Source organism: Cerasicoccus frondis (genome assembly GCA_031296915.1).
Taxonomy (GTDB): Bacteria; Verrucomicrobiota; Verrucomicrobiia; order Opitutales; family Cerasicoccaceae; genus Cerasicoccus; species Cerasicoccus frondis.
Window position 1 is genome coordinate 18,079 of record JAVDPC010000041.1, and the last position, 22,656, is coordinate 40,734.

Genomic DNA, 22,656 nt, shown 5'->3' on the forward strand with positions numbered 1-22,656 from the left:
ATGATTATTTTCTGGTTCGCGCATTGACTTTGTTTTTATAAACTGTAAATTAGACACAATAAAAGCTTACGCCATGACAACTCTACTGGACAACGACCTTTATAAATTCACGATGATGCAAGCCGTGTGGCTGAAGCAGCGCGCCGCGCAAGTGCGTTATCGCTTCATCAACCGACGCCCGCGGCTGCCCTTTAAGGAGCGGGACATCGCGGAGCTGCGCGAGGCAGTTCAGGAATTGGCTAATGTTCGCTTTGCTCAGGATGAGCTGGCTTTCCTGCGGGAGCTGCCATTCATGCAAGCTGAGTTTGTTGACTTTTTGGCGGACTTCCAACTGCGCGCCGATCACGTGCAGTTCGATTTGCGCGATGGTCAACTTGGCCTGGAAGTCGTTGGCGGTTGGGTAGACACGATCCTGTGGGAGGTTCCATTGCTGGCCATGGTTAGTCAGCACTACTTCCGCGAAATCGACCAGCAATGGGATCAAAATTTAACTGATTACCACGCGCGGGCCATGGCCAAGGGGAGACGTCTTACCGCAAACGGCGCCAAGTTCATTGAGTTTGGCACGCGGCGTCGGCGCAATTACGCGACGCAGGAAACGGTGATCCGAGCATTCAATGAGACAGGCGTCCACTGCGCGGGGACGAGTAATGTCCACTTCGCCAAAGAATACGGGATGACGCCGGTGGGCACGATGGCGCATGAGTGGATCATGGGGTACGCTGGGCTACATGGCGTAGAGCGTGCAAACGCCCATGCCCTCCAGGCTTGGCGTGAAGTGTATGGCGACCAGCTTAGCGTTGCGCTAACGGATACTTACACGACCGATCTGTTCTTCGATAATTTTCGCGGAGAGCTCGCAAATGCCTATGCAGGTTTACGCCACGATAGCGAATGCCCAATTACGTTTGCCGATCGCGTGTTGAATTTCTATGCGAAAGAGGGGATTGACCCACTGACCAAGCGTATTGTTTTCAGTGACAGCCTGGACGTCGAGAAGGCCATTGCTATTCAGCAGCATGTGGCCGGGCGAATCCCGATCAGCTTTGGTATTGGGACACATTTTACAAATGATTTTGCCAACAGCCCAGCGTTAAGCATTGTCATCAAGCTGGATGAAATCAACGGCCGCAAAGTCGCGAAGCTCAGCGACAATCCTGAAAAAGCCTGCGGCGCTCGTGATGCGGTTACGGCGGCCATGAAATACATCAAAGCAGCTTAATGTCTTCGGCTCACTCAACCTGGCAACCGGCCCCTGTGCTCTCTTTCGATCTCGGCGCTCCGATGCATGAGCGTCTTGCGTCGCATCGCGAGGTGTTGGCCGCGACGGCAAATGAATTGTTGGGAGAGGTGTCGCGGCAGATTTTGGAAGCCGCTCCCAAGGCTATTCATTTGGCGCATTGGGTGAACGTGCGAACGCAGTTTCGCTACAACTGCGAGCTGAAAGCGCTGAGCAAATTACTGGGTCTTGATTGGCGGCTGGGCATGATGGCGGGCATGGCCTACGAACTCATGACTTGGGGTTGTTCGACAGCTGCTATTGCCACGGACGAAGGACCGGTGTTGGCGCGTAATATGGACTTCTGGCCGGAGGATCTATTGGCCCGGCACACTTGGTTGATTCACGGAGAAAAAGCTGGGCGGCGTGTGTATTCGGTTGCTGGTTGGCCGGGCGCATTGGGCGTGGTAACCGGACTCTCGGGCCGTGGTTTTGCGTTCGCCTTAAATGCTGTATGGAGCACGGAGGGGCTTTGTAAATCTGGCTATCCGGTGATGCTCTTTCTACGGAAGGTGCTCGATGTGGCGCGCTCCTTTGATGAGGCCGTGGCGATGCTTTCCCGGCAAAAGCTGATGGCCGCCTGCTTGCTGACAGTCGTTGGTGTGGACAATGACCAACGCGTCGTCATTGAGCGAACGCCGACCAAGTATGAACACCGGCGTGCCGATGGGGATCGCGCATTGGTCACCACTAACAATTATTGGACCGATGTCGATGCCGGCGCCGCCACCGCCAACGTGCTGACTGAGACGAGCTGTGGTCGCTTTGACACGTTGAGCGCCTATGCGGAAATGCTCGACGACAGCATGCCAAGCGACGATAAGTTGCTCTATGCGCTGACTGACCCCGGCGTCATTCAAGGGATCACGGCACAACACGTAATCGCCCGGCCAAGGCGTAATGATATGACAGTCTACACGCCCCGTATCTTTCACGATCATGCTGCCTAGCAAAAAGAAATCCAAGCCCGCCTTCCAACTGTCCAAGTTCGTGGTCTCCGTTGACTGCGTCATTTTTGGCTACATCAACAATGCGATCTATGTGCCGCTGCTGATGCGGGCACAGGAGCCGTATGAAGATTGCTGGAGCTTGGCGGGCGGACCGATTTTGGAAAACGAAACGCCGGAGCAGGCTTGCCTGCGCAAGCTCGAAGAGGACATAGGCCTCAAGGTCGAGTATTTGGAGCAGCTTTACACTTTTGGCGACCCCGGGCGTGATCCCCGTGAGCGCGCATTCAGCATCAGCTATTTTGCGCTGATCGAGCAGACGGACCGACCGCTGATCTGGGGCAGCGATTCACGTACGGCGCAGTGGTTCCACATCGATAAACTACCCGAAGGGCAATGGGCGTTCGACCATCAGCAGATTGTCGACATGGCGCTTCAGCGCCTGCGCGGCAAGCTTTCGTATGAGCCGATTGGTCTCAGTCTGCTCCCCGAAGAGTTCAGCCTCTCCGAGCTCAAAACGATCTATGATGTCATTCTGGGGCAGGAGTTGGATCGCCGCAATTTCTACAAGAAAATCAAGTCCACCGGACTGTTGATCCCCACAAAAACCGTGCCCAGCACCCGGGGAAAACCGACTCAACTCTATCGTTTTGATCAGGAGCAGTATGCTCGCCTCAAAGACGAGGGCTTCAGTTTCGAAGTGTAGCTTTGCTTAGGCTTTGACCGCGAAGGTTCTGTCCTACCAGCGTGTGTCATCGTCGTAAGATTCAAGAATCGGTCTGAGTATCATATCAAGTTGAATCCAATATTGGTTTTTCTGGGTGCGTGCGTCGTTCGTCTGAATTTTAATGTGTAAAATTTACACTTAGGCTTGACGTGATTGCTATATGTGTATTTTTTACACTTTAAAAGGAAGGCACTATGAAAAACACGACTGCACTGATCATTATTGATTTAAACAACGACTTCATGCCGGGCGGAGTGCTGGGGGCAGCGGGGGCTGATGAAGTGCTGCCCGTGATCAACCAGCTTGCGGCGAGCGAGGAGTATGCACTCGTGGTGGCGACGCAAGACTGGCATCCCGCTGACCATGTTTCGTTCGCGCAATGGCCTCCGCACTGTGTGGCGGGTACGCCGGGAGCTGAGCTGCATCCCCATTTGGATGATGCTCACGTCGATGTGGTGATTCGCAAAGGTTTTGACGCTCATGTGGACAGCTACAGCGGCTTCTACAATGAACATGGTGAAACGAACGGCCTCGCCGAGCTTCTCCGGGCGCGTCGGATTGAAGCGGTCGACATCGTAGGCATCGCGACGGACTACTGCGTCCGCGCGACCGCGATTGACGCCGTGACCAAGGCCGGATTTCGCACCCGTGTTTTGCTTAAAGGTTGCCGTGGAGTAGGACTTAAACCCAACGACGTTCCCGCCGCTTTGAACGCCATGCGCGAAGCAGGAGTTGTGGTCATCGATTGAAAATTTCCCGTATACGAAACTACCTAATTTAAGCGCTAACTAATATTAACCCACACCATTCAATCATCATGAAGAACACCATCACTAAGCAGACGATTGTGCACGACGCCAAATGGCTGAGGCTTGTGGAGGCCGAGGCGTCCATTCGCGGGCAGGCCACGCGGTGGCTCTATTGCTCCCGCAAGGAGCAGCCTAGCGCGACGCACACTGCGGACGTGGTGATCATTGTTCCGTTTGTGCAGACGCCGGTTGGCGTGAAGCTCATCACCGTGCGTGAGTTTAGGATTCCGCTTGGCGGCTGGCAGATTGCCTTTCCCGCTGGTTTGATCGATGCCGACGAGCGCCCCGAGGAAGCTGCTGCCCGCGAGCTCCGAGAGGAGACGGGTTATGAGGTTGCCAAGGTGCTCGATGTCAGCCCGGCACTGCCATCCTCCGCTGGTCTAACCGACGAGACGTTTTGCTACGTGTTCGTTGAGGCTCGGCCTGGTGGCGGTCAGCAGCTCGAAACGGCAGAAGCCATTCAGGTTGAGGCGGTGACGATTGAGCAACTACGTGAGATGCTTGACACGCCTGAGCACATCTGCGGGCGCCTTTGGCCGCTCGTCTATCAGTATATCCAAAATAATAAATTTCCACTATAAGGACTTAATTAAAATGATCTTCTTTCATACACTTGCAGTAGGTCAGCAGGCTGCCGTTTGGCGCGCTGATGGCAACTACACCATCGAAACTGGTCCCCAGCGGATCTTCACGCTCAACCGACGCGTTCAATACCTGTTGCCGTTCACGGCGCAGCCGAATGAGTACATCCGCGTGCAGTTCAAAAATGGAGACACGCGGCATATTCGCGGGCCGGGCATTGAATTCCTCGATCCCGTAGTTCATGAGAAAATCGAGGTTCGGCAGGCTATTGAAATCGACGGTGGCGAAGCGCTGGTGACTTATAACGAAGCTGAAGGCGGTGGCGTCCACCGCGAGGTGGTGCGCGGCCCTGCGTTGCATTTCCCGCAAGCCAACGAATGGGTGCAGGACTTCCAGTGGCACGGCAGCGACGGTGTGGAGCACGATAAAAAACGCCCAGGCGCGCTCAAGTTTCGCAAGCTACGCACGGCGCCCGACCAGATGTATTATCGAGTCGAGGCAGTGCGTACGCGGGACGAAGCAGTAATCGATGTGCGGCTCATGCTTTTCTTTGAGCTGGTCGATATCGAGCGTATGCTTGACGTGACGCACGACCCAATTGCGGACTTTATTAATGCGATCACGGCCGACATTATGGACTTCGTTGCGGACAAGACCTTCGATCAATTCAAGGGCAACACCCGGCATTTGAACGAACTCGAAACATACCCGCAGCTCATGAAGCGCGCTGAACGTATGGGCTATCGTGTCACCAAGGTGGCCTACCGTGGTTACCTGGCTAACCCGACGCTTCAGGCCATGCATGACAACGCGATCGAGACCCGCACCCGACTCGCGCTAGAGGCAGAAACGGAAACGCAGAAGCAAGCTCTTGCTGATCTGCAACAAGCGCGCGATCTCGAACGACAGGCTCAGCGGCGCAAAGAAGATGACGCTGCTGCCGAGCACCAGCGTCGGCTCCAGCGTGCGACTGCAGATCAGGAGCGCGAGCTCAAACAGCTCGAACACACGCGGGCTCTTCGTCAGCATGCGGAAGAGCTCGAAACCGAACGTAATCACCAGCAGGCCTTGAACGATATCGAGGTCCGCCGGGAAGCGGAACAACACGCCGACCGCCTCAAGCTGTATGAGGGCATGCGGGCCGCTGGCGTGGACCTAACCCAAGTCTTGGTCGCCGAAAAGGAACGTGCGCCAGACAAAGTAATTCGCATCGATGGACACGCGGACACGCGTCTCCACTTGCAAGAAAACTAAGACAAGAAAATGAATCGTAACGAACGCATTAAGCTGGCGCAACAGACGCTCCAGATCATCGCCGACGGCAGCTACACGGCGCCGTCCGGCCAAACAATTTCCATCCAATCGCAGCTCGAACATTGCCTCGCGCATACCTCTGCCGTGCCTCCGGAAGAGCCGATAGAACGACCATCTACTGAGGTGACGGACAGAACGCGAATGCCGATTACCGTGGTCAATGAAACGACGTTGCAGGGCGCTCGTCGTTTGGTCGAGGTGCGAGGCTATCAGCGTGTTGGCGTGCTGAACTTCGCGTCCGCGAAAAATCCTGGCGGCGGATTCTTGGGTGGCTCGCAGGCGCAGGAGGAATCCCTCGCCCGCAGCTCCGCGCTCTACGCGAGTCTGGAAACTTGCGGCGATTATTATACGCGGCATCGCGCAATGAAGTCGTGCCTTTACACCGACTACCTGATCCATTCGCCGCAATGTCCGGTGTTTCTCGATGATGCTGGAACGTTGCTTGAGAAACCATACTGCGTGGACTTCATTACCTGCCCGGCCCCGAATGCCGGCGCAGTGATCAAGAACACGCCGCAAGAGGTAGATCAGATCCCGTCGGCATTCGAGCAGCGCATTGATAAAGTGCTGGCGTTTGCCGCTCGAGAGGGGCACGAGGCGTTGGTGCTTGGCGCTTGGGGTTGCGGTGTTTTCCGCAATAAACCTGAGATAGTGGCCGATCTCTTTGGGCAGGCGCTTCGCCCGGGTGGTGCATATCACGGCGCGTTCCAAGAGGTGTTGTTTTCCGTTCTAGACCATACGGCAACGAGTGATATTTTCACTGCCTTTGCTACGGCGCTAGCACCCCAAAGTCGTTAACGATGAACCACACACGAAAACAACGACTAGCCGGCGTCATCTGGGGCTGTGCGGTTGGCGATGCACTGGGGCTGCCCGCAGAAGGAATTTCGCGCACAGGCATAGCGCGACGCGGGTGGACGGATAACTGGCGACATGCATTTATTGGGGGCAAAGGCATGCTTAGTGACGACACCGAGCATACACTGATGGTCGCGCAGGCGCTGTCTCGTTATCCAACAGATGTGGGGCGCTTTCAACGTAGCTTTGGCTGGCGTCTCCGTTGGTGGCTGCTCACACTGCCGGCAGGCATCGGCATGGCGACTGGGCGCGCCCTCTTCAAGCTATGGTTGGGCTTTCCGCCCAGTCGGAGCGGGGTGTTCTCTGCGGGGAATGGACCGGCGATGCGCAGTGCAATCTTCGGGGTCTATTTTGCGGATCAACCAGCGTTGCTCGATGCCTATGTGAAAGCGTCGACGGAGATCACTCACACAGACCCGAAGGCATTGGTCGGGGCGTTGGCTGTGGCTTATTGCGCCGTAGGCGGCAGTGACGAAGACTTGCGCGTGAAGTTGTGCAACTTAGCCAAATACGAGGGCGTTGAGTGGCCCAAACTATGGGCTGAAATTGAGGACGCTTTGCAATGCAAAGTAACCGTAGCAGAGTTTGCTGATCGACTTGGTTTGCATGACGGGGTTTCGGGCTACACCTACCACACTGTGCCCGTCGCGATCTACGCATTTATCCTTTGGCGTCGGCGTGAAAACGCTTTTGCTGGCATGCTTAATGATGTGCTGAACCTGGGCGGCGATACTGACTCCGTCGCGGCTATTGCGGGGGCAATGATGGGTGCTGAGCTGGGGGAGATGGCCATTCCCGAAGCGTGGAAGCGAGGTATTGTAGATTGGCCGTACTCCGCAGATTATCTCACTGAAACTGCGGTTAAATTGGCAGATGATGCGCCTGTTCGTCAAACTTGGCCGCCACTGCATTTAATCCGAAATCTATTCTTTTTAACCATCGTGCTTTTCCATGCGTTGCTGCGCTGTGCGCCGTTTCTGCAAAGGCGAAAAGCCGCTAAAGCTACTGAATCCAATGAACGACAATTTTAAGAAAGACAGTAAATACCTGAGCCTGATCTTACGGCACGAACCGGAGAAAATTGGGCTTAAACTGGACCCGCAAGGTTGGGCCGAAGTTGATGTCCTGCTCGACCTGTTGAGTCGAAAGGGGCGCCGCATTTCTCGTGCGCGTTTGCAAGCCATCGTGGACACGAATGACAAAAAACGTTTCGCCTTCAGCGAAGATGGCCTGCGCATTCGCGCGAATCAAGGGCACTCGGTTGAGGTGGATCTGGCGTTGGAGCCCACGTCGCCGCCCGCTGTTTTATACCATGGCACTGCGACGCGGTTTGAAGCATCGATCCGTGAACAGGGATTGATTAAGCAGTCTCGTCAGCATGTCCATTTATCCGATGATCTGGAGACGGCGATGAAGGTCGGTTTACGTCATGGTAAGCCTTTAATTTTGACGGTGAATACCGCCGCAATGCTGCGTGACGGCCATGTATTCTACCTTTCGCAAAATGGCGTCTGGCTGACTGATTCCGTTGCTGTGCAGTATTTGAGATTTCCAGATGAAGTTGATGGAAGTTAGTGAGTTCAAGCTGCCGTGTGTCCATCGCCTTGGGTCATCGTGGCCAAATGGCGGCAGTCAGTTTTAAGGGAATTTGCCGATGGCGGCTCAGGGATATTCCATGATTGATAAGATTGCCCCGGAGCGCGGAATGCCTATCCTCATGATTCAAAGTGAAAAGTGAAATTTACGTTATCCTGCGTGACAAGCAAAAGGCATATGATCACCAAGCCGTTGCTGCTAGTCGGAATGTTCGTTGGGCGGAAGCGCGGTTGAAATCCCTGCCTGCAGACCTTCGCGATGAGTTTCACATTCGACCTGTGCTCGTGGAGGACGATGTGCGAGAGCTGGTGGTGTTTTATGACCGCTGGACGCTGAGTGGCCCATTGGCATTGTCTGGTTTCGGGGTTGATCCGAAGCAAAAGCCGGTGCTGCCTATGGAGCCAGAAGAGCGGGTTACTGAAACCATTGAGCTGGACATTGCTCCGGAAAGCATTTTTCCGCAGACGATAAAAAAAATCACGAAGGGTGTGGCTAAGTCTAAGTCCGTCAAGCAAGCCGAAGCGCCTGCGCCAAAACCTATGCGGCTTTACTTGGCGTTGGGCATTGGCTTGTTAGCCTGGGTTGCGGTGTTGGCGGCGCTGTATGTGTCCGCTCAACTAAAACCGGTCGTGTTAGCTACGTCCGAGGAAATGCCTGAAGGGTTGGCGCTGCCTTTCGCGTATCAGGACGCAACTTGCGTGGAGCATGCGGGCTGGCTTTACATTGAGGGTACGCTGGGCAGCACGGCCTTTGAACGAGTCCATGCGGATTTGCGCTGGCAGGTGATTGCGCAGGATGAAACATTGCAAGTAATGCGTCCGCAGGTTTTGGACGCCAAGGCGCACGAGCGATCAGAGTTCTCTTTTGCGTCTGGGCTGGGCAACGTAGAGCAGTGGCGGAAAGATAATTTTCTGACGGTGACGGATGGCTACTTTACGCTTTGGCCCGATGGCTCGCAGATGGTGTACGAAGTAGGCTCAGATCGAGTTTACGCCCGTCTTAGCCGGGAAGTGGCCAACGAATTGTTCTCGCGTTGATGCCGGGCCAGGGAGCGTGCAGGAAAAGCCGCTCATGGTGAGTTGGAAGGAGCCGCTGAAGAGGTCGCCATCGTCGATACGGTTATCTAGCTCAGCGATGCGCGTGAGCATTTCGTCGTCAAATGTTTGGAACTGCACCTCAAGCTGGTAGACGACCCGGTTGCCATTGTGTGAAATCTCCCAGTCTGCGAAGGTCGAGTTGAAAGCGCCATCTTCATTCAGGTAGAAGCGTACGATGGGGGGCGTTTCTTCCTGAAACCCGAAGACTTCCCGGTTGGAGCAAAATGCTTTCACGTTGTGGTAGCCCTGGTATGCGCTGTTGATCCAGCTTTCGCGGTCTTGGCAAGCATGCGCAGCCATGCCTGCCTTGGCGGCGGCAGCGGCGATGGCGACAATGGTCAGCAGGGCAAAGCTAAAGATAAAGAGACGCTTTTGGTTTTGCGGATTAGGTGCGTGGTTAATGATGCGTGTCATGGTAGTGTCTCCTTGGCTTATGGTGTGTAGGTAGTCAGTGAAGTTGGCGTTTTGAGCGGATAGCGGTCGTTCGCAGCCGTCAGCTCCCGCCATTCCAACATTTGGTAAGTTTTATCCGGGGAGAAATCTTTGAGGGCCTCGTCATAGTGAAATTCGTAGTTGCCCTTTATTTCGATGCTCTCGGCAACGGCGGCTCCGTAGAATACTCCAGAGTTGCCTCCGCCCTTCAGGGCGAGGTTGGCGTTGGGGGCATAGACAACGGCGTTGAGCGCGCCATTGCCATGTAGGTCGATGTCCTGCGAGTAGTTCGCGGTACCGTAGATTTGTAAGTCTTCTGGTTTGCCATTGAGATTGAGAATGCCGTTGCCGCCGACTTCCAGATCGTCTTTGACGTAGACTTTCAAAGTGGCGCCAGGCATCAGGATCATTTGACCTCTGACGCGTAAATCGTCTGCAACGACGAGGGTGACATTGCCTTCGACATAAAGTGTGGAATTGCTGCCGATAGTCATATCGTAAAATGCATAGGTCGTGTCCAAGCCTGAGGCTCCCATCGTCGAGCCGCTTACGCTGTAATGGGCGCCGCTGGTCGAGGGGACTGAGACGTCGGGAAACTCCGCATAGAAGTCCTGAGCTACACGAGTTGGGTCGATCTTTTGGCCGTTGGGCGTATTGAACCCTTTGATGGAACCTTGGGAGCCGACCTTGGGGTATGCGCCACCGGTGGACACGTAGCCCAGGACATCGGCATTTTGAATCGACACAGAGTCGACTTCCACACTGGTGCTGGCGACTGAACCGCCGTCGTTATAATTGGTGGCAGAGTTATAGGCTCCATTGGTGCTGTCGTAAGAGTCGATACTGACTTGGTTGCCGTTCATGAGCACCTGATTTTTGGCGGTCAGTCCATTGGCGAACATACTGCGGTAGCCGAGGCGAATATAGAGCTGCTTTTCTACTGAACCACTGGTTACGGTGACTTCACTGCCGGTTGCGAGCCATACATTGGATTTTACCTGCGTATCGATGTAGACGTAGACGTTGTCCTCATTGCCGGATGGCCTGTAGTTGCGGTAATAGCGGTCCGAGGCAAGCTCGGTCCAGCCTGACCAATCATCATTGTTCATCGCCCAAATGGCGTCCTCCGCTCCCATCTCCGCAAGGTTGATCGACTGCTGCAACGCGAACGTTCTTTCCGAGTATTTCATTTCCTGCACCGCATTCCGCAGGTAAAGCGTTACGGTTGATACGATCATAATCGCAATCAAGAGCATCGCGAGAACGGCCGATCCTTGGTGCTTTTCTCGTGCAGAAAAAATGCGTGTATGACTGTCGTTGAAACAATGCATCTTATATGCTGACTCGGTGATTACGCAGAACGAATTGCGCGGAGATAATGTAATTGGTATTCGTGGTGGCCAATGCGCTACGTTCCATCATGGCTTCGAGTTGGACGCGTTTGATTTCGATCGGGTTGGTGGTTGGGTCACCACGGAAAGTAAAAAAGTTCATGTCGAAGGCGACGATGTCATCGAGGATGATCTCGCGCACTCCGGAGCCAACCTGACGGTAAAGCAGACCAGCACTGCTGCTGTAAGTGTAGGTTACTTGTAGTGTTGCGCCGCTTGAAGTGACGGTGGCAATGCTGATCGAGGTGTCGCTGAGTGAGTTCACGTTGGTCGCCGAACGAAGGTCTCGCGCAAATTGCTCCAGCATGATGCGACTTTGCTCGTTCATGTCCTGATAATTGATCATCGCAGTTGAGCTGCGTGAGAGCGCCACAACGGAAGAGGTGGCGATCATGACGAAGAATCCCATGAGCGCAGTGACAATGAGGACCTCAGCCAAGCTGAATCCCTTAGCTTGTCGTGGCTTAGAAAGCCCGGTAGTAGTAGTCGTATAGTCCATTTTGTGCAAATCCTGTTGTCATGGTGAGAGTGCGATCACGACCGCTGTTGGTCCATGAGGCGGTTACGGTTACCAGAACTCGGTCGGAGCCGTTGGCGGCGATCGTCCGAATGAACGAATAGCGATTGCGGTAGGTGCTGGCTAAAGCGCCTTCAAGGGCAATCGTTTCCTTGGCTGGAAGGGCGGAAATATCCGTCCAGTTTAGCGTGCGCATGCGTTCGATTTCGGATTGGAGTAGCTGAGTCACGCGCGCTTGGTCGCGGGCTTCCTCCACAATGTCAAAGCCAGTCTTCATACCGCTGAAGGCGCCGGTGAAGATGATGCCTGCCAGCGCCATGCCAATGATCAGCTCAACCAGCGTAAAGCCGCCTTTTTTGCTTTTACTGTCATTTGACTGATTCATGACTATTATTTTACGCTAATTAATTCGCTAAAAAAGCGGAATTATGAGCTAGTCATAATATTTCGTCGATCAGTCCTGAAATATACTAGGGGATTTTACTCCTTTTGATCGAATGAGCTTATGTATTAGGGTTTAATGACCCTAATTTTGGCTATTAAATTTCTAAAAATTCCTCTGTTTATGAGGCTTCTAGGGGATGGGGGTTCTTGCTTTTAAAAACTCCATGAATGTACTTAGCAGCAAACAAGGCGTAATCGAATGCGCCTAATGGATTATGACTAGAAGGGGATTAAATTCATCATTAGGTGACTTATATATAAGCCTGAATTTTTTCTATTCCGAGTGACTTTTGTTGGTTGCAAACTGTATGGCGATTTTCGCGGTTTTTCGCGAAAATTACAACGAAGCGCCGTAAGCCCTTTATCCAAGCGGGTTTCCCGCTATCGCCATGTTGAATTGCTGGCTAAATTGAGCTGATTTGTGGTTTTGCCGCAGCGAGGGAAGTCAACTTTTCGTTGGCTTTGAGTGGCCCCGGTAGGGTGCAGGCGAAACCGCTCTTGGTGAGAAGAAATTGACCGTTGAACAAATCGCCATCGTCGATGTAGCTATCGAGCGTGGCCAACCGGGTGATGGTTTCTTGATCAAACTCCTGGAACTGCACTTCCAAGCGGTAAATCACGCGTTGGCCATCGCTATCGATTCGCCAGTCCGCAAAAGTATTTTCGAAAACGCCCTCTTCATTGAGGTAGAAACGAACGAGCGGCGGGGTTTCTTCTAAAATGCCAAATACTTGGCGGTCGGCGCAGAAATCCCTTACATTGGCATAGCCCTGTAGTGCGTGCTCCAACCAGGTTTCACGTGCTTGATGTGCCTGGAAGTTATGATAGGCGCGGACTGTTGCCAGAGCCATCAGTGTCGCGGCAAGCAATACGATTGCTGAGCCTACTGCGGTTTTGCTCGGGCGATTGCTGTGAGAGCGGGCGAGCATTTGGGACATGGCGAGAGGCTTTGTTGAGATTATTGTTTGTAGGAAACCAGCGAGTCTGGAAATTTAAGTGGATAGCGGTCCTTGGCGGCGGAGAGTTCGCGCCATTCCAGCATCTGGTAGGTTTTGTCCGGAGAGAAATCTTTTAACGCCTCATCATAATGGAAGTCGTAGTTACCTTTAATGGAGATGTTTTTGGCGACGACTGCGCCGTAGAACACACCCTTGTTGTTGCCACCGCCCTTGAGTTCCATTTCGGCGTTCGGCGCATAAATGACTGCCGCCATTGCGGCGGCGCCGGAGAGCCTGATTGTCTGGCCCTTGTCTTGGGTGGCGGTTCCGTAAATGACGAGATTCTCCGGTTTGCCGCTGAGGTTAACAATGCCGAGGCCGCTGATGTTGGCGTCGCCTTTCAGATAGAGTGTGAGCTTCGCGCCTGGGAACACGATTAGGTCGCCGCCGATGGTAATGTCGGTATCAATCACTAAGCCGACTTGACCGAGGACGTAGAGCGCCGTGTTGTTTTTTATGTTGAGCCCGTTGAGTAGGTAGTTGGTTGAGCTGCCACTGGAGCCTAAAAAATAGGAGCTTAGCGAGGTCATTACGCCGGTGTTGACTGGCATGGTGACGTCGGGGAGGTCTGCGTAAAAGTCGGTGGATACGCGGTTGCTGTCGATCTGGACGCCATTCGGCGTATCAAAGCCAGTAATGGAGCCTTGAGAGCCAACCTTCGGCTCGCTGCCGCCAGTGGCGACATAGCCGAAGATGTCCGCGTTTTGCACAACGACTGAGTCAACCTCAACGCTCCTGCTGGCGACTGATCCGTTGTCGTTGCGATTATTGGTGTGGTGATATTGCCCTTTATCGCTGTTGTAGGAGTCGACCTTGATCTGATTGCCGTTCATGATGATGTTGTTTTTGGCAGTCAGTCCATTTTGAAACAGGCTGCGGTAACCGAGCCGGATATAGATTTGTTTTTCAACGCTGTTTCCCGTGACGTCGATTTCGCTGCCAGCTGTCATCCAGATATCGGAATGGTCCGTCCTATCGACGTAGACATAGATCTGTTCCCCGCTATGCTCTGTCGAGTAGTTGCGGTAAAAGCAATCATGAGCGAGCTCAGACCAGCCGCTCCAGTTGTCTGTGTTGATTGCCAGGAAGGCGTCTTCTGCTCCCATCTCTGCAAGGTTGATGGATTGCTGTAGGGCGAAGGTGCGCTCTGCATATTTCATTTCCTGAACGGCGTTGCGCAGGTAGAGACTCACTGTGGTGACCACCATGATGGCCATGATTAATACCGCGATGACGACTGAGCCGCGGTGTTGGTTGTGGCAGGGAGGCTTGAGGGAGAGAGAGGGCATGGCTAGCTGTTTACACGGTGGTTTCTTAAGACGAATTGTGCCGAGATGATGTGGTTCGTATTCTTGGTCGAGAGAACGCTGCGCTCCATCATGGCTTCAATCTGCACCCGTTTGGTTTCTATGGGGGTGTTGGTCGTGTTGCCGCGAAAAGTGTAGAAGTCCAAGTCGAACGCGCTGACATCGCTCAGGATGATCTCACGCACGCCGACGCCTACTTGACGATAGAGCACGCTTGCGTTGGCGTTGTAGGTATAGGTAACGGTTTGTGCTCCGCCACTTGAGGTTCTGGTCACAATTTCCAGCTCTGTGTCAGTCGCGTTGATGACTTGGGTCGCGGAGCGTAAGTCACGGGCAAATTGTTCCAGCATGAGCCGGGATTCCTCATTCATAGCCTGATAGTTAATGAGGGAGCTTGAACTCCGGGAGAGGGAAAGCATTGAACTGGTGGCGATCATCACGAAGAAGCCCAGCACCGTGGTGACGATCAGCATCTCTATGAGGCTAAAGCCCTTTGTCTTATTAGAACGCGCGGTAGTAGTAGTCGTTGAGGCCATCTCGGGTAAATCCTGTCTTCATGCTGAGTTCTCGACTGCGGCCGCTATTGGTCCAATTGGCAGTCACGGTGACTTCCACGCGATCAAGGCCATCGGCCTTGATGACGCGGTTGAGGGAGTAGCGATTGCGATATGCATTCGCCAGAGAACCTTCCAGGGAGATGGCGGAGGAGGGCGGAAGGCTGGAGATATCATTGAAATTGAGGGTGCGTAGCCGCTCGATTTCAGATTGCAGTAGCTGGGTTACACGGGCTTGGTCACGAGCTTGTTCTACAATGTCGAACCCGGTTTTCATGCCGCTAAATGCGCCGGCGAAAACCATGCCAGCCAAAGCCATACCCACAATCAGCTCCACAAGGGTGAAAGCATTTTTCTTGTGGGTTTTCGTGCGTTTCATGAGTTCTATATTAAAGGATTATATTACATGTAAAAGCAGTTTTTTTATGTAAATGTAGAGTTTTAGTTCATAGTCCCCTGAATGCACTAAGGTGTAGAATTGACTTTCCTGAAAATTGCGAATGTATTGGGGCCGTTTGGCTCTATTTGGCGAAGCTATTGAAATTGTAAGTCGTTGGATAGTATCTAAATATGGCTTATCGATTGCTGGAGCTGTAGCTGTGGGTTATGAAACTGACAGTGCATCGTGGATTGGTTCATTTATGTTGAAAATGTAGAGCGTGTAGGAGCTGTTTTTGTGATCGAAGGATTTCTTATTGGCTTATTGATAGTGCTGTTTTTTTAAGCCAGTTATTTTGTTTTATTCGGTTGGTTTTATGGGGCTTTGTTGTAGCTTTACGCGTGTACTACGTCGCTGGAAATAACCATTCCAGAGTGCGATAGGCAGCTCTCTTTGCTTAGAGCAATTTCAGTTTTAACTTTCTGTCCAGGCTGCTCTGATTTTGTGCGTCCAGCAAGGTGCGAGAAGCGAGGTGGACCAGAAGGCTGAGAGCGAAAAGCCAATGACGCTGGCGCGCGAAAGCGCACGGTTGAAGGCTTGGAGCGCAAATGAATGGTCGCTATGTTGGAGATTCAACCACGGACTTGTGGCCCGCTCAATCGCCTCCGCTTTGCGCTTCACTCCCACCAGAGCAGGCAATTCAAACGGAAAATGCTTTAGCTTGTTGGATAAAGCCAACGATGAAAAAGACGCGCAAGAAGGGGCATGACCAGAAAGGTCATCAGTCCACTAATCACGGGCACTGTGCACAAGAGACGTAGCCACATTGGCAGATCGCGGACCCAAGGCATCATGAAGAAAAAGACTACGTTGAGCGTTGGGTAAACCCCGAGAAACGCCAATACGAACATTTTCCATTTCGGAGGTGGTTCGAGGAGTGGCGTTGGTAGGTTTAGCCAAGGCTCCAGCCCACTGACTTTGCGGATTTTCTGTTCGGTCACGAGTTCACTCACACGCTCATAGAGCGCTTTTTTCTCGGGGGATTCACACCAGTGGGTGAAATTCTCCGCAGAATCAAATGTGAAGACGACCTCGAACTCGCCCGGCTTGTGGCCATCCTCGTTTTCCAGCCAACGACTGGTTACATAACCAGGAAACGCCGCCGCCGCCTCACGCACTTCGCGCAACCATTCTTCAAGTTCGGCCTCTTTGCCGGGCTTGGCGGTGCGGGAGACAAAAATGGTGACGGGTTCGGGCATGTGGAAATTAAAGTGAGCAAAATTAAAAATTAAAGTAACCTTTAGACCGCTGCACTTTAATTTTTAATTTACTCACTTTAATCTTAAGGCGCGTTAAGCGCCTAAACCAAATCCATCGTGCACCGCCTGGGTTGCTTTGGCCGCGTCTTCAAGATCAATTGCCACCGAAATACGGATTTCCGACGTGGAGATCATCTGAATGTTCACGCTGTGCTTGGCGAGGATGTCAAAGAGGGTTGCGGCAACGCCGGCATGGCTGCGCATGCCTACGCCCACGACGGACAGCTTGGCAATGTCGCCCGTGTAGTTGACGGTGCCGCCGCCGGTTTGAGCGAGCACCTTTTCTACGGCGCCCGTTGCGCGGTGGACGTCGTCCTTGGGGACCGTGAAAGTAAGGTTCGCCGCGCCACCACGACCGACGTTCTGAACAATCATATCGACGACTACATTGGCTTCGCCGAGGGACTTAAAGACGAGGGCCGCCATGCCGGGTTTGTCCGGCAGGTCGCTAACGGTGATCTTGGCCTGGTTCTTATCCAGCGCAACGCCGCTCACGACGACGTCTTCCATAGAGGGGACTTCTGCTTTCACGATGGTTCCGGGTTGGTCATTAAAACTGCTGCGTACTTCGAAGATGACGCCATGCTTCTGGGCAAACTCCACGGAGCGCGCCTGCATGACCTTGGAGCCCATCGAGGCGAGCTCCAGCATTTCTTCGTAGCTGATTTCGTTAATTTTACGGGCGTTGGGCACGACGCGAGGGTCGGCGGTGTAGACGCCGTCCACGTCGGTGAAAATTTGGCAAAGGTCGGCCTTGAGACCAGCGGCCAGCGCCACGGCGGAGAGGTCGCTGCCTCCTCGGCCCAGCGTGGTGATCTCGCCCTGATCATTGCGTCCCTGAAAACCGGCCACAATGACGACTTCGCCCAAGGCGAGGCGGTCATGGATGTCGCCGCCAGTAATGTCGATGATGCGGGCGCGGGTGTGCTCACCGTCGGTGACAAAGCCGGCTTGGTGTCCGAGGCGGGACACGGCGGGCTGGCCGAGGGCGTGGAGCGCCATGGCGGTCAGCGCGATGGTTTCCTGCTCGCCGCAAGCCAGCAGCATGTCCATCTCGCGTTCGGCGGGTTGGGGGTTGATTTGCTTGGCGCGGTCCACGAGTTCGTTGGTCACCCCGCCACGCGCGCTCACGACCACGACGACCTGGTGTCCCTGGTCGACGAAGCCCTTAATGCGGCGCGCCACATTTTGGATGCGGTCCACGTCCTTCACGGAGGTGCCGCCGTATTTTTGCACAATTAACGCCATGGGTTTTGTAAAGAGCCGCAAAGCAAACACGAATCCCCCCCACCATTACAACCAAAAACAAGCGCATCGGCTGGTCGAGGGGGCCTTGCTCGCGGGATGTAATGCTCAGCGACTACTTAGCTTTGCTTGGGCTGCGTTCGCGGTGCAGTGATGCATCGGAGGCGGCGGCCATGGCGGATTCGTCCAAGTGGCCTCCCAGGAAGGCGTTGACCTGCTGGGAAACGGCAGCGGGATTGTCGATGGCCTCCTGAAACTGCACATAAAGCGTCGCGACGCCGTGCGCCGCGAGCATGGCCCTGCCTTGGGCGATTTGCTGTTGGGCGAACTTGATGATTTGCTCGTCGTTGAGCTTGCCGCCTTCCGTTTTCAGGCGATCAAGCATGCTGCGCTGCGAAGCGACGATTTCCGCCGGATCGCGTTCCATGACGATCACGCGGTAGGCGACTTTTTGAGGCAGGTAGGGGAGGAGGGGGGAGACGACTTTCAGCGCCTTGCCTGATGCTTCACCGAGCCATTGATTGTCCTGGTTGAGCCGCTTAACCGGATCGTATTCGAGGTAACCGCGCGGGTTGTTCTCGTCGGCCTCGCGGAGATCATCCTGCATGATGGCCGCGCCGCCTGCGGCGAGCATTTGCATCATCATCGAGGTGCCGGAGCGCGGCAGCCCACTGACGATGGTCACGTAAGGCGCGTCTGGCGCCGGTTTTTGCGCTGCGTCTGGCTTGACGGCGAGCGGCGTATCCATGTGGGCCATGGGCGATGGCGGTAGATTGGGCAGGGCGGCGTCAATTTCGTCATCCGACATGCTGGGAAGCTCGCCGACGATGGAAACGTCTTCCTTTTGCCGCTGAAGCTTTTTGAGCTGCTGAGCGCGCTTCTCATACTGCTCGACGAGGATAGGCTGCTTGAGCTCCTTCATGATTTCGGCCAGGGCGACAAAGGCTTCCGGGAAATTCGGATTTTGCTCAATGGCCAGGTTAAGCGACTCAATGGCTTCCTGCGGACGGCCAAGACCGGTCAGGGCTTTGGCGTAGAAGAAGTGAGCGGGAGGGAACTGATACTTCAGCGAAATAGCCGATAGCGCAGCTTCGGCAGCCATCGGGTAATTTTCCTCTTTGAGGAAGCAGCGGGCTTTGCCGAGGTAGGCTTGCGGGTTGTCGGAATCCAGCTCCAGCGCACGGTCAAAGCTGCGTTGCGCTTCGGCCAGGTTGCCCAGATTCAGTTGTGCGTTGCCGGTTTGCAGGAAAAAGCCTGGCGATTGGTTTTGTGAATCGGCGGTTTGGCTGAGCAGGCGGAGCGCGGTCTCGTGGTCTTCGGTGGCGATGGCGACGAGGCTGTCCAGGTAATCGATAATGTAAGGGTCGCCTTTGGCCATGGCGCGGATGCCTTTGATGGCGCGCCGCTCGTTCTCGTTGAAGATTTGCTTGTCGGATTTTGCCTCATCCTGATCGGAAAGACCAAGTGTGCTGCGGCGTTGCTTGCCAATTTCACGAATGTCGAGCAGGCGGACTTTGGCGCGTTCGGCGGAGCGTTGCCAAAGGGCGCGCAGATTGGGCGTCAACCGTTTCAAGTCGGAATAGGCGCCAACGGCGTGCAGGCACAGGCCCAGCTTCACGCCGAATCGAAACTCCAGTGGATCGTTGCGGTAGAGACGGGCAAAGATCGGCGCGGCCTCGCCATAGAGGTTGCCATCCATGTAGGCCATGCCGAGGTTGTAGTCGAGTTCGCGCTGAGTGCGGCGAACGTTTTCCTCCATGTTGCCTTGCGGTTTTTCGATATAGCCCAAGGCAACCAACTGATCGAGCTGTTCGCGGGCTTCATTGGCGTCCATCGCTTTGTCAGCGGGGTGGCGGCCGTCGTCGCCCTGCACTTCGTCCCAGCTTGGGATGGTCTCCAGCTTCACTTTTTCGGTGAAGATGTCCTTGAGCGGACGTCCGTCCATGTCCTTTCCAACGGGCAGGCCAAAGAGCGTCAAGATGGTTGGGGTGATGTCCAGTAGGTTGGCGCCGTGAATCATCTCATCGCGCTTGATGCCGGGGCCGCGGATGGCGAGGATGCCGAGATCTCGGTGTTCGACGGCGGGGCCGGCGGGCTCGTTGGGCATCGCTTGGGGCCGGAGGTGGTCCGGGTGAAACCCATGGTCGGACATGAGGATGACGGTGGCTTCCTCGCCAGCGTGCGCCATGAGGTGCCCGAGCATCATGTCGTGGTAAACGTAGCCCGCAGCGACGACGTTCTGGTAAAGGTGGAAATCCTGGTCGCTGACAAACTTCTGCTGCGGCGGATGATACTTCATGAAGCCGTGGCCGAAGTGGTCGATGGCGTCGAAGTAAACGGCGGCAAAATCCCATTCCTCGACTTGCAGCAGGTGGGTGGCGCAGTTCTGGATGGTGGTGGCGTCGGCAATCATGCGCGCGAGCGAATCCAGGCGGCGGTCCTTGTCCTGGTCGACTTCATGCGCGTTCGGCACAAAGGGGCGGATGTGCTCTTCCTTAATGTCCAGCGGATGAAAGCGGATTTCGGACAGCTCTTCCTCAAGTTCCGGCGGGTGGACTGTCCCCGGCGCCATTTGCCAATTGCGATCCGTGCTCTTGGGGGCGCGTTGGTAGTGGTTGGACACCATGACGCCGTCAATCGGCTCCGCTGGGTGGCTGGGCCACCAACCGATGACAAGTGAGCGCAAATCGTTTTGCTGCAGGATGTTCCAGACGGCTTTCGTCTTACGGGAGAGGTTGGTGACGGGTTGCACGGCCTTGCCGTCGGGGGTCGGTTCGGTGAACCCGTAGATGCCGTGCTTGTAAGGGCGCTTACCAGTCGCAATGGACGTCCACAACATCGGCGAGAAAACCGGCGACAGCGTGTGGAGCTTGGCCATGACGCCTTCTTCGACGAGTTTCTGGACGTTGGGCATCAAGCCGGCGTCCATCAGCGGGTGAATCATTTTCCAGTCGGCGGCGTCCCAGCCGACCAGTAGCACTTTGTGTGAATCAGGCATCGTAGTTTGAGGAAATAGCGAGAGCAACATTCCCGCGACATCCTTGGCGGACGTCAACAAACAACGCTCTTCGGTTGGGGGCCGGGGGGGGGTAAATCCGCCTCGAATTGATATCAAAGAACACTGCCTTACCCGCCCGCTCGCCAGGACGAGGCGCAGGTAGGGCGCAGGCGGCTCAGGGGCCGCCGGCCGGAGCGACGGACAAACTCTGTCGCTCGCACGTCGACGCTGCGCTGACCAGGCTGGCATAGGGCGTCGTGCAAAGGGTGGATCGGACAAAAACTGGGCGTCGCGGACTGGTTGCTGTCACCAAGTCAGCCCGCGAATGAGCCCGTTTGCCCGGCACGCAATGCACGCGGCCCGAATGGCCCCGCATGGCGTCGACTGGGATACCTCGGCGCGGGTCGCTAAGGCGGATGTTTGTGGGGGGAGTTCATGGGGTTGTAATGTGGGTAGGGGTTGTAAGGTGGGTAAGGTTGGGAGGGTGGGTAATGTGAGGAGGGGTGAGCAGTGCGGTTGGGTAGCACAGGCGTCTCGCCTGTGTTCCGACTTCCAACTAGCTGAGTACGCAAGCAGTGTGGCTTCACTCAGGTGATACGCTTGCGTGCTGTTAGATGGGGTAGAGCACAGGCGGGACGCCTATGCTACTGCGATGCGTAACGCCTGAATTGAGTGATCAATAAAACACTACCAGCTTTCGGCCTGATCACAAACAAAAAGTGAACGCACGAGCATTTTAATAGTGAGTGGCTTTCACTAATAATCCGTGCTGGGCATCAAGGACTTACGCACGCGAAAACGGCGCTCCAATCAAGAGTAGCGCATTTCAAGCGCAGCGTATCCGCGATTTTGCGGCATGCAAAATGCGCTTAAGCACCTGGGAGATGCCCGTCGAAGGGCAATTTTTTAGAGACGCCCTCTAAGGACGTGTGTGGTTACGCCGTAACTTTGGCTTTGCGTCGGCGCTTTTCGCGAATGCCGACGCCAATGGCGAGGGCCGACAAGCCTGCCAGGGCGATGGTGGTGGACGTTTCCGGGATTATAGGAGCGCCTTCGACGCCAGCGATAATCGTGCCGCCGGGCGTGTCATTGTATGCGCCGTAAAGGTAATGAATGGTCGTGCTCAGCGGGCCAAAGGCGATGCGTATCCAGCCAACCTGATTGGAGTCGGTGATAAACCCGATGGTGTGGGTCCCATTTGGGTAATAAGATAGCGGACCAGGAATGCCTCCACTGAAATAATCGGATGAGCCCAATGGCTGGCCCTTGCCCACCATCGTGATGCCTGCAATGGCGTTTACAGAAGTGTATTTGACGACGAGAGTCCGGCCATACGTATCATTATACTGCCAAATATTGCCGCCCGGAATTTGGTCGATGTTGACGCTGGTTCCAAACCAACCGCCGCCCGAATAAGGCACCGCGTTGGGCGAGAAGCTCAACTGCACAATCGCGGCAGAAGCTGGCGTTGCAACGATGGCGACACTCGACAAGGCGGAGCCATAAGAAAAAACACTTTTAGCAGTAGTCATAGAGTAGTTAGGCGGTAATGAATAGTGCAGTGCCTTGCGTAGAGTCGAGTACAAAAGTCAGGCCTGGGGTGACATCCTTTTGTGGGCTACGCCCTGTCGCTGGATTTGGAGTGGGGTGAATCTCGATTGGTGGTTGGAGTTGCCCGCTCAATCATCTCCGCCTTGTGTGGCATTCATTTTCACGCACACCGGTTCGAACAGGCTGCTAGGCCAAATAAGCCCGCGGCCTGATCGGCCAATCTAGATGAAAAGTGCTCTAGTGTGGTGTCAGCGAAGTTTATCTCAAAATAAGCTGTACTTTTTCGGAGAGCCCATTCATGCTCTTTTGCAT

General features: G+C 54.6%; 22 protein-coding genes. 10 read left to right on the plus strand and 12 right to left on the minus strand.

Annotated features, from left to right (window positions below; genetic code table 11):
- Window positions 1–73 precede the first annotated feature (73 nt).
- The 10 genes from pncB (at window position 74) to RBB63_RS21730 (ending at window position 9,149) form a co-directional block, all read left to right on the plus strand.
- Window positions 74–1,222 (plus strand): nicotinate phosphoribosyltransferase, encoded by a 1,149-nt coding sequence (gene pncB, locus RBB63_RS21685; protein ID WP_309387370.1) that lies wholly within the window; start codon window positions 74–76, stop codon window positions 1,220–1,222.
- A 35-nt stretch (window positions 1,223–1,257) separates the two neighbouring features.
- On the plus strand, window positions 1,258–2,229 hold the full coding sequence (locus tag RBB63_RS21690; RefSeq protein WP_309387372.1) for a C45 family autoproteolytic acyltransferase/hydrolase: 972 nt from the start codon (window positions 1,258–1,260) through the stop codon (window positions 2,227–2,229).
- Complete coding sequence (locus RBB63_RS21695) at window positions 2,219–2,932, plus strand: NUDIX hydrolase (protein ID WP_309387373.1); 714 nt, start codon at window positions 2,219–2,221, stop codon at window positions 2,930–2,932. The genes RBB63_RS21690 and RBB63_RS21695 overlap by 11 nt, the downstream gene beginning before the upstream one ends.
- Window positions 2,933–3,147: 215 nt before the next feature.
- Complete coding sequence (locus RBB63_RS21700; RefSeq protein ID WP_309387375.1) at window positions 3,148–3,702, plus strand: nicotinamidase; 555 nt, start codon at window positions 3,148–3,150, stop codon at window positions 3,700–3,702.
- 68 nt (window positions 3,703–3,770) lie between these two features.
- The gene (locus tag RBB63_RS21705; RefSeq protein ID WP_309387377.1) at window positions 3,771–4,343 is read left to right on the plus strand and encodes an NUDIX domain-containing protein; all 573 of its coding nucleotides are present in this window, start codon (window positions 3,771–3,773) and stop codon (window positions 4,341–4,343) included.
- 13 nt (window positions 4,344–4,356) lie between these two features.
- Window positions 4,357–5,598: a hypothetical protein gene (locus RBB63_RS21710; protein WP_309387378.1), complete on the plus strand. Its 1,242-nt coding sequence runs from the start codon at window positions 4,357–4,359 to the stop codon at window positions 5,596–5,598.
- Window positions 5,599–5,607: 9 nt separating this feature from the next.
- Window positions 5,608–6,456, plus strand: coding sequence for a TIGR02452 family protein (locus tag RBB63_RS21715; protein WP_309387379.1), 849 nt, complete (start codon window positions 5,608–5,610; stop codon window positions 6,454–6,456).
- 2 nt (window positions 6,457–6,458) lie between these two features.
- Entirely contained in the window at window positions 6,459–7,547 is a 1,089-nt protein-coding gene (locus RBB63_RS21720; protein ID WP_309387381.1) for an ADP-ribosylglycohydrolase family protein, read from the plus strand.
- On the plus strand, window positions 7,531–8,091 hold the full coding sequence (locus RBB63_RS21725; RefSeq protein WP_309387383.1) for an RNA 2'-phosphotransferase: 561 nt from the start codon (window positions 7,531–7,533) through the stop codon (window positions 8,089–8,091). The genes RBB63_RS21720 and RBB63_RS21725 overlap by 17 nt, the downstream gene beginning before the upstream one ends.
- A gap of 152 nt (window positions 8,092–8,243) precedes the next feature.
- A complete protein-coding gene (locus tag RBB63_RS21730) occupies window positions 8,244–9,149 on the plus strand; it encodes a hypothetical protein (RefSeq protein ID WP_309387384.1) in 906 nt (301 codons plus the stop codon).
- Here RBB63_RS21730 and RBB63_RS21735 read toward each other — a convergent pair.
- The 12 genes from RBB63_RS21735 to RBB63_RS21790 all read right to left on the minus strand — a co-directional run bounded on the left by RBB63_RS21735 (window position 9,090) and on the right by RBB63_RS21790 (window position 22,325).
- Window positions 9,090–9,623, minus strand: coding sequence for a hypothetical protein (locus RBB63_RS21735; protein WP_309387385.1), 534 nt, complete (start codon window positions 9,621–9,623; stop codon window positions 9,090–9,092). The genes RBB63_RS21730 and RBB63_RS21735 overlap by 60 nt on opposite strands.
- A 17-nt stretch (window positions 9,624–9,640) precedes the next feature.
- Complete coding sequence (locus tag RBB63_RS21740) at window positions 9,641–10,879, minus strand: DUF7305 domain-containing protein (RefSeq protein WP_309387386.1); 1,239 nt, start codon at window positions 10,877–10,879, stop codon at window positions 9,641–9,643.
- Between the two features lie 94 nt (window positions 10,880–10,973).
- Entirely contained in the window at window positions 10,974–11,531 is a 558-nt protein-coding gene (locus tag RBB63_RS21745; RefSeq protein ID WP_309387387.1) for a PulJ/GspJ family protein, read from the minus strand.
- Window positions 11,497–11,934, minus strand: coding sequence for a PulJ/GspJ family protein (locus RBB63_RS21750; protein WP_309387389.1), 438 nt, complete (start codon window positions 11,932–11,934; stop codon window positions 11,497–11,499). Before RBB63_RS21750 ends, RBB63_RS21745 begins: the two co-directional genes overlap by 35 nt.
- A 463-nt stretch (window positions 11,935–12,397) precedes the next feature.
- On the minus strand, window positions 12,398–12,931 hold the full coding sequence (locus RBB63_RS21755) for a hypothetical protein (RefSeq protein WP_309387390.1): 534 nt from the start codon (window positions 12,929–12,931) through the stop codon (window positions 12,398–12,400).
- Between the two features lie 20 nt (window positions 12,932–12,951).
- Entirely contained in the window at window positions 12,952–14,280 is a 1,329-nt protein-coding gene (locus RBB63_RS21760; RefSeq protein ID WP_309387392.1) for a DUF7305 domain-containing protein, read from the minus strand.
- Between the two features lie 2 nt (window positions 14,281–14,282).
- Complete coding sequence (locus RBB63_RS21765; RefSeq protein WP_309387393.1) at window positions 14,283–14,834, minus strand: prepilin-type N-terminal cleavage/methylation domain-containing protein; 552 nt, start codon at window positions 14,832–14,834, stop codon at window positions 14,283–14,285.
- Window positions 14,800–15,231, minus strand: a complete 432-nt coding sequence (locus RBB63_RS21770) for a type II secretion system protein (RefSeq protein WP_309387395.1) — start codon at window positions 15,229–15,231, stop codon at window positions 14,800–14,802. The genes RBB63_RS21765 and RBB63_RS21770 overlap by 35 nt, the downstream gene beginning before the upstream one ends.
- A 716-nt stretch (window positions 15,232–15,947) precedes the next feature.
- Window positions 15,948–16,490 (minus strand): antibiotic biosynthesis monooxygenase, encoded by a 543-nt coding sequence (locus RBB63_RS21775; protein ID WP_309387397.1) that lies wholly within the window; start codon window positions 16,488–16,490, stop codon window positions 15,948–15,950.
- A gap of 93 nt (window positions 16,491–16,583) precedes the next feature.
- A complete protein-coding gene (locus tag RBB63_RS21780) occupies window positions 16,584–17,798 on the minus strand; it encodes an aspartate kinase (RefSeq protein ID WP_309387398.1) in 1,215 nt (404 codons plus the stop codon).
- Between the two features lie 112 nt (window positions 17,799–17,910).
- Window positions 17,911–20,793: an alkaline phosphatase family protein gene (locus tag RBB63_RS21785; RefSeq protein ID WP_309387400.1), complete on the minus strand. Its 2,883-nt coding sequence runs from the start codon at window positions 20,791–20,793 to the stop codon at window positions 17,911–17,913.
- A gap of 935 nt (window positions 20,794–21,728) precedes the next feature.
- Complete coding sequence (locus tag RBB63_RS21790) at window positions 21,729–22,325, minus strand: hypothetical protein (protein WP_309387402.1); 597 nt, start codon at window positions 22,323–22,325, stop codon at window positions 21,729–21,731.
- Window positions 22,326–22,656: the final 331 nt, after the last annotated feature.

Excerpts from the sequence above, each read along its gene's own strand:
- pncB (WP_309387370.1), top strand. The coding sequence starts at position 74 with ATGACAACTCTACTGGACAACGACCTTTATAAATTCACGATGATGCAA.
- RBB63_RS21695 (WP_309387373.1), top strand. The coding sequence starts at position 2,219 with ATGCTGCCTAGCAAAAAGAAATCCAAGCCCGCCTTCCAACTGTCCAAG.
- RBB63_RS21700 (WP_309387375.1), top strand. The coding sequence starts at position 3,148 with ATGAAAAACACGACTGCACTGATCATTATTGATTTAAACAACGACTTC.
- RBB63_RS21705 (WP_309387377.1), top strand. The coding sequence starts at position 3,771 with ATGAAGAACACCATCACTAAGCAGACGATTGTGCACGACGCCAAATGG.
- RBB63_RS21710 (WP_309387378.1), top strand. The coding sequence starts at position 4,357 with ATGATCTTCTTTCATACACTTGCAGTAGGTCAGCAGGCTGCCGTTTGG.
- RBB63_RS21715 (WP_309387379.1), top strand. The coding sequence starts at position 5,608 with ATGAATCGTAACGAACGCATTAAGCTGGCGCAACAGACGCTCCAGATC.
- RBB63_RS21720 (WP_309387381.1), top strand. The coding sequence starts at position 6,459 with ATGAACCACACACGAAAACAACGACTAGCCGGCGTCATCTGGGGCTGT.
- RBB63_RS21725 (WP_309387383.1), top strand. The coding sequence starts at position 7,531 with ATGAACGACAATTTTAAGAAAGACAGTAAATACCTGAGCCTGATCTTA.
- RBB63_RS21735 (WP_309387385.1), bottom strand. The coding sequence starts at position 9,623 with ATGACACGCATCATTAACCACGCACCTAATCCGCAAAACCAAAAGCGT.
- RBB63_RS21740 (WP_309387386.1), bottom strand. The coding sequence starts at position 10,879 with ATGATCGTATCAACCGTAACGCTTTACCTGCGGAATGCGGTGCAGGAA.
- RBB63_RS21745 (WP_309387387.1), bottom strand. The coding sequence starts at position 11,531 with ATGGACTATACGACTACTACTACCGGGCTTTCTAAGCCACGACAAGCT.
- RBB63_RS21750 (WP_309387389.1), bottom strand. The coding sequence starts at position 11,934 with ATGAATCAGTCAAATGACAGTAAAAGCAAAAAAGGCGGCTTTACGCTG.
- RBB63_RS21755 (WP_309387390.1), bottom strand. The coding sequence starts at position 12,931 with ATGTCCCAAATGCTCGCCCGCTCTCACAGCAATCGCCCGAGCAAAACC.
- RBB63_RS21760 (WP_309387392.1), bottom strand. The coding sequence starts at position 14,280 with ATGCCCTCTCTCTCCCTCAAGCCTCCCTGCCACAACCAACACCGCGGC.
- RBB63_RS21765 (WP_309387393.1), bottom strand. The coding sequence starts at position 14,834 with ATGGCCTCAACGACTACTACTACCGCGCGTTCTAATAAGACAAAGGGC.
- RBB63_RS21770 (WP_309387395.1), bottom strand. The coding sequence starts at position 15,231 with ATGAAACGCACGAAAACCCACAAGAAAAATGCTTTCACCCTTGTGGAG.
- RBB63_RS21775 (WP_309387397.1), bottom strand. The coding sequence starts at position 16,490 with ATGCCCGAACCCGTCACCATTTTTGTCTCCCGCACCGCCAAGCCCGGC.
- RBB63_RS21780 (WP_309387398.1), bottom strand. The coding sequence starts at position 17,798 with ATGGCGTTAATTGTGCAAAAATACGGCGGCACCTCCGTGAAGGACGTG.
- RBB63_RS21785 (WP_309387400.1), bottom strand. The coding sequence starts at position 20,793 with ATGCCTGATTCACACAAAGTGCTACTGGTCGGCTGGGACGCCGCCGAC.
- RBB63_RS21790 (WP_309387402.1), bottom strand. The coding sequence starts at position 22,325 with ATGACTACTGCTAAAAGTGTTTTTTCTTATGGCTCCGCCTTGTCGAGT.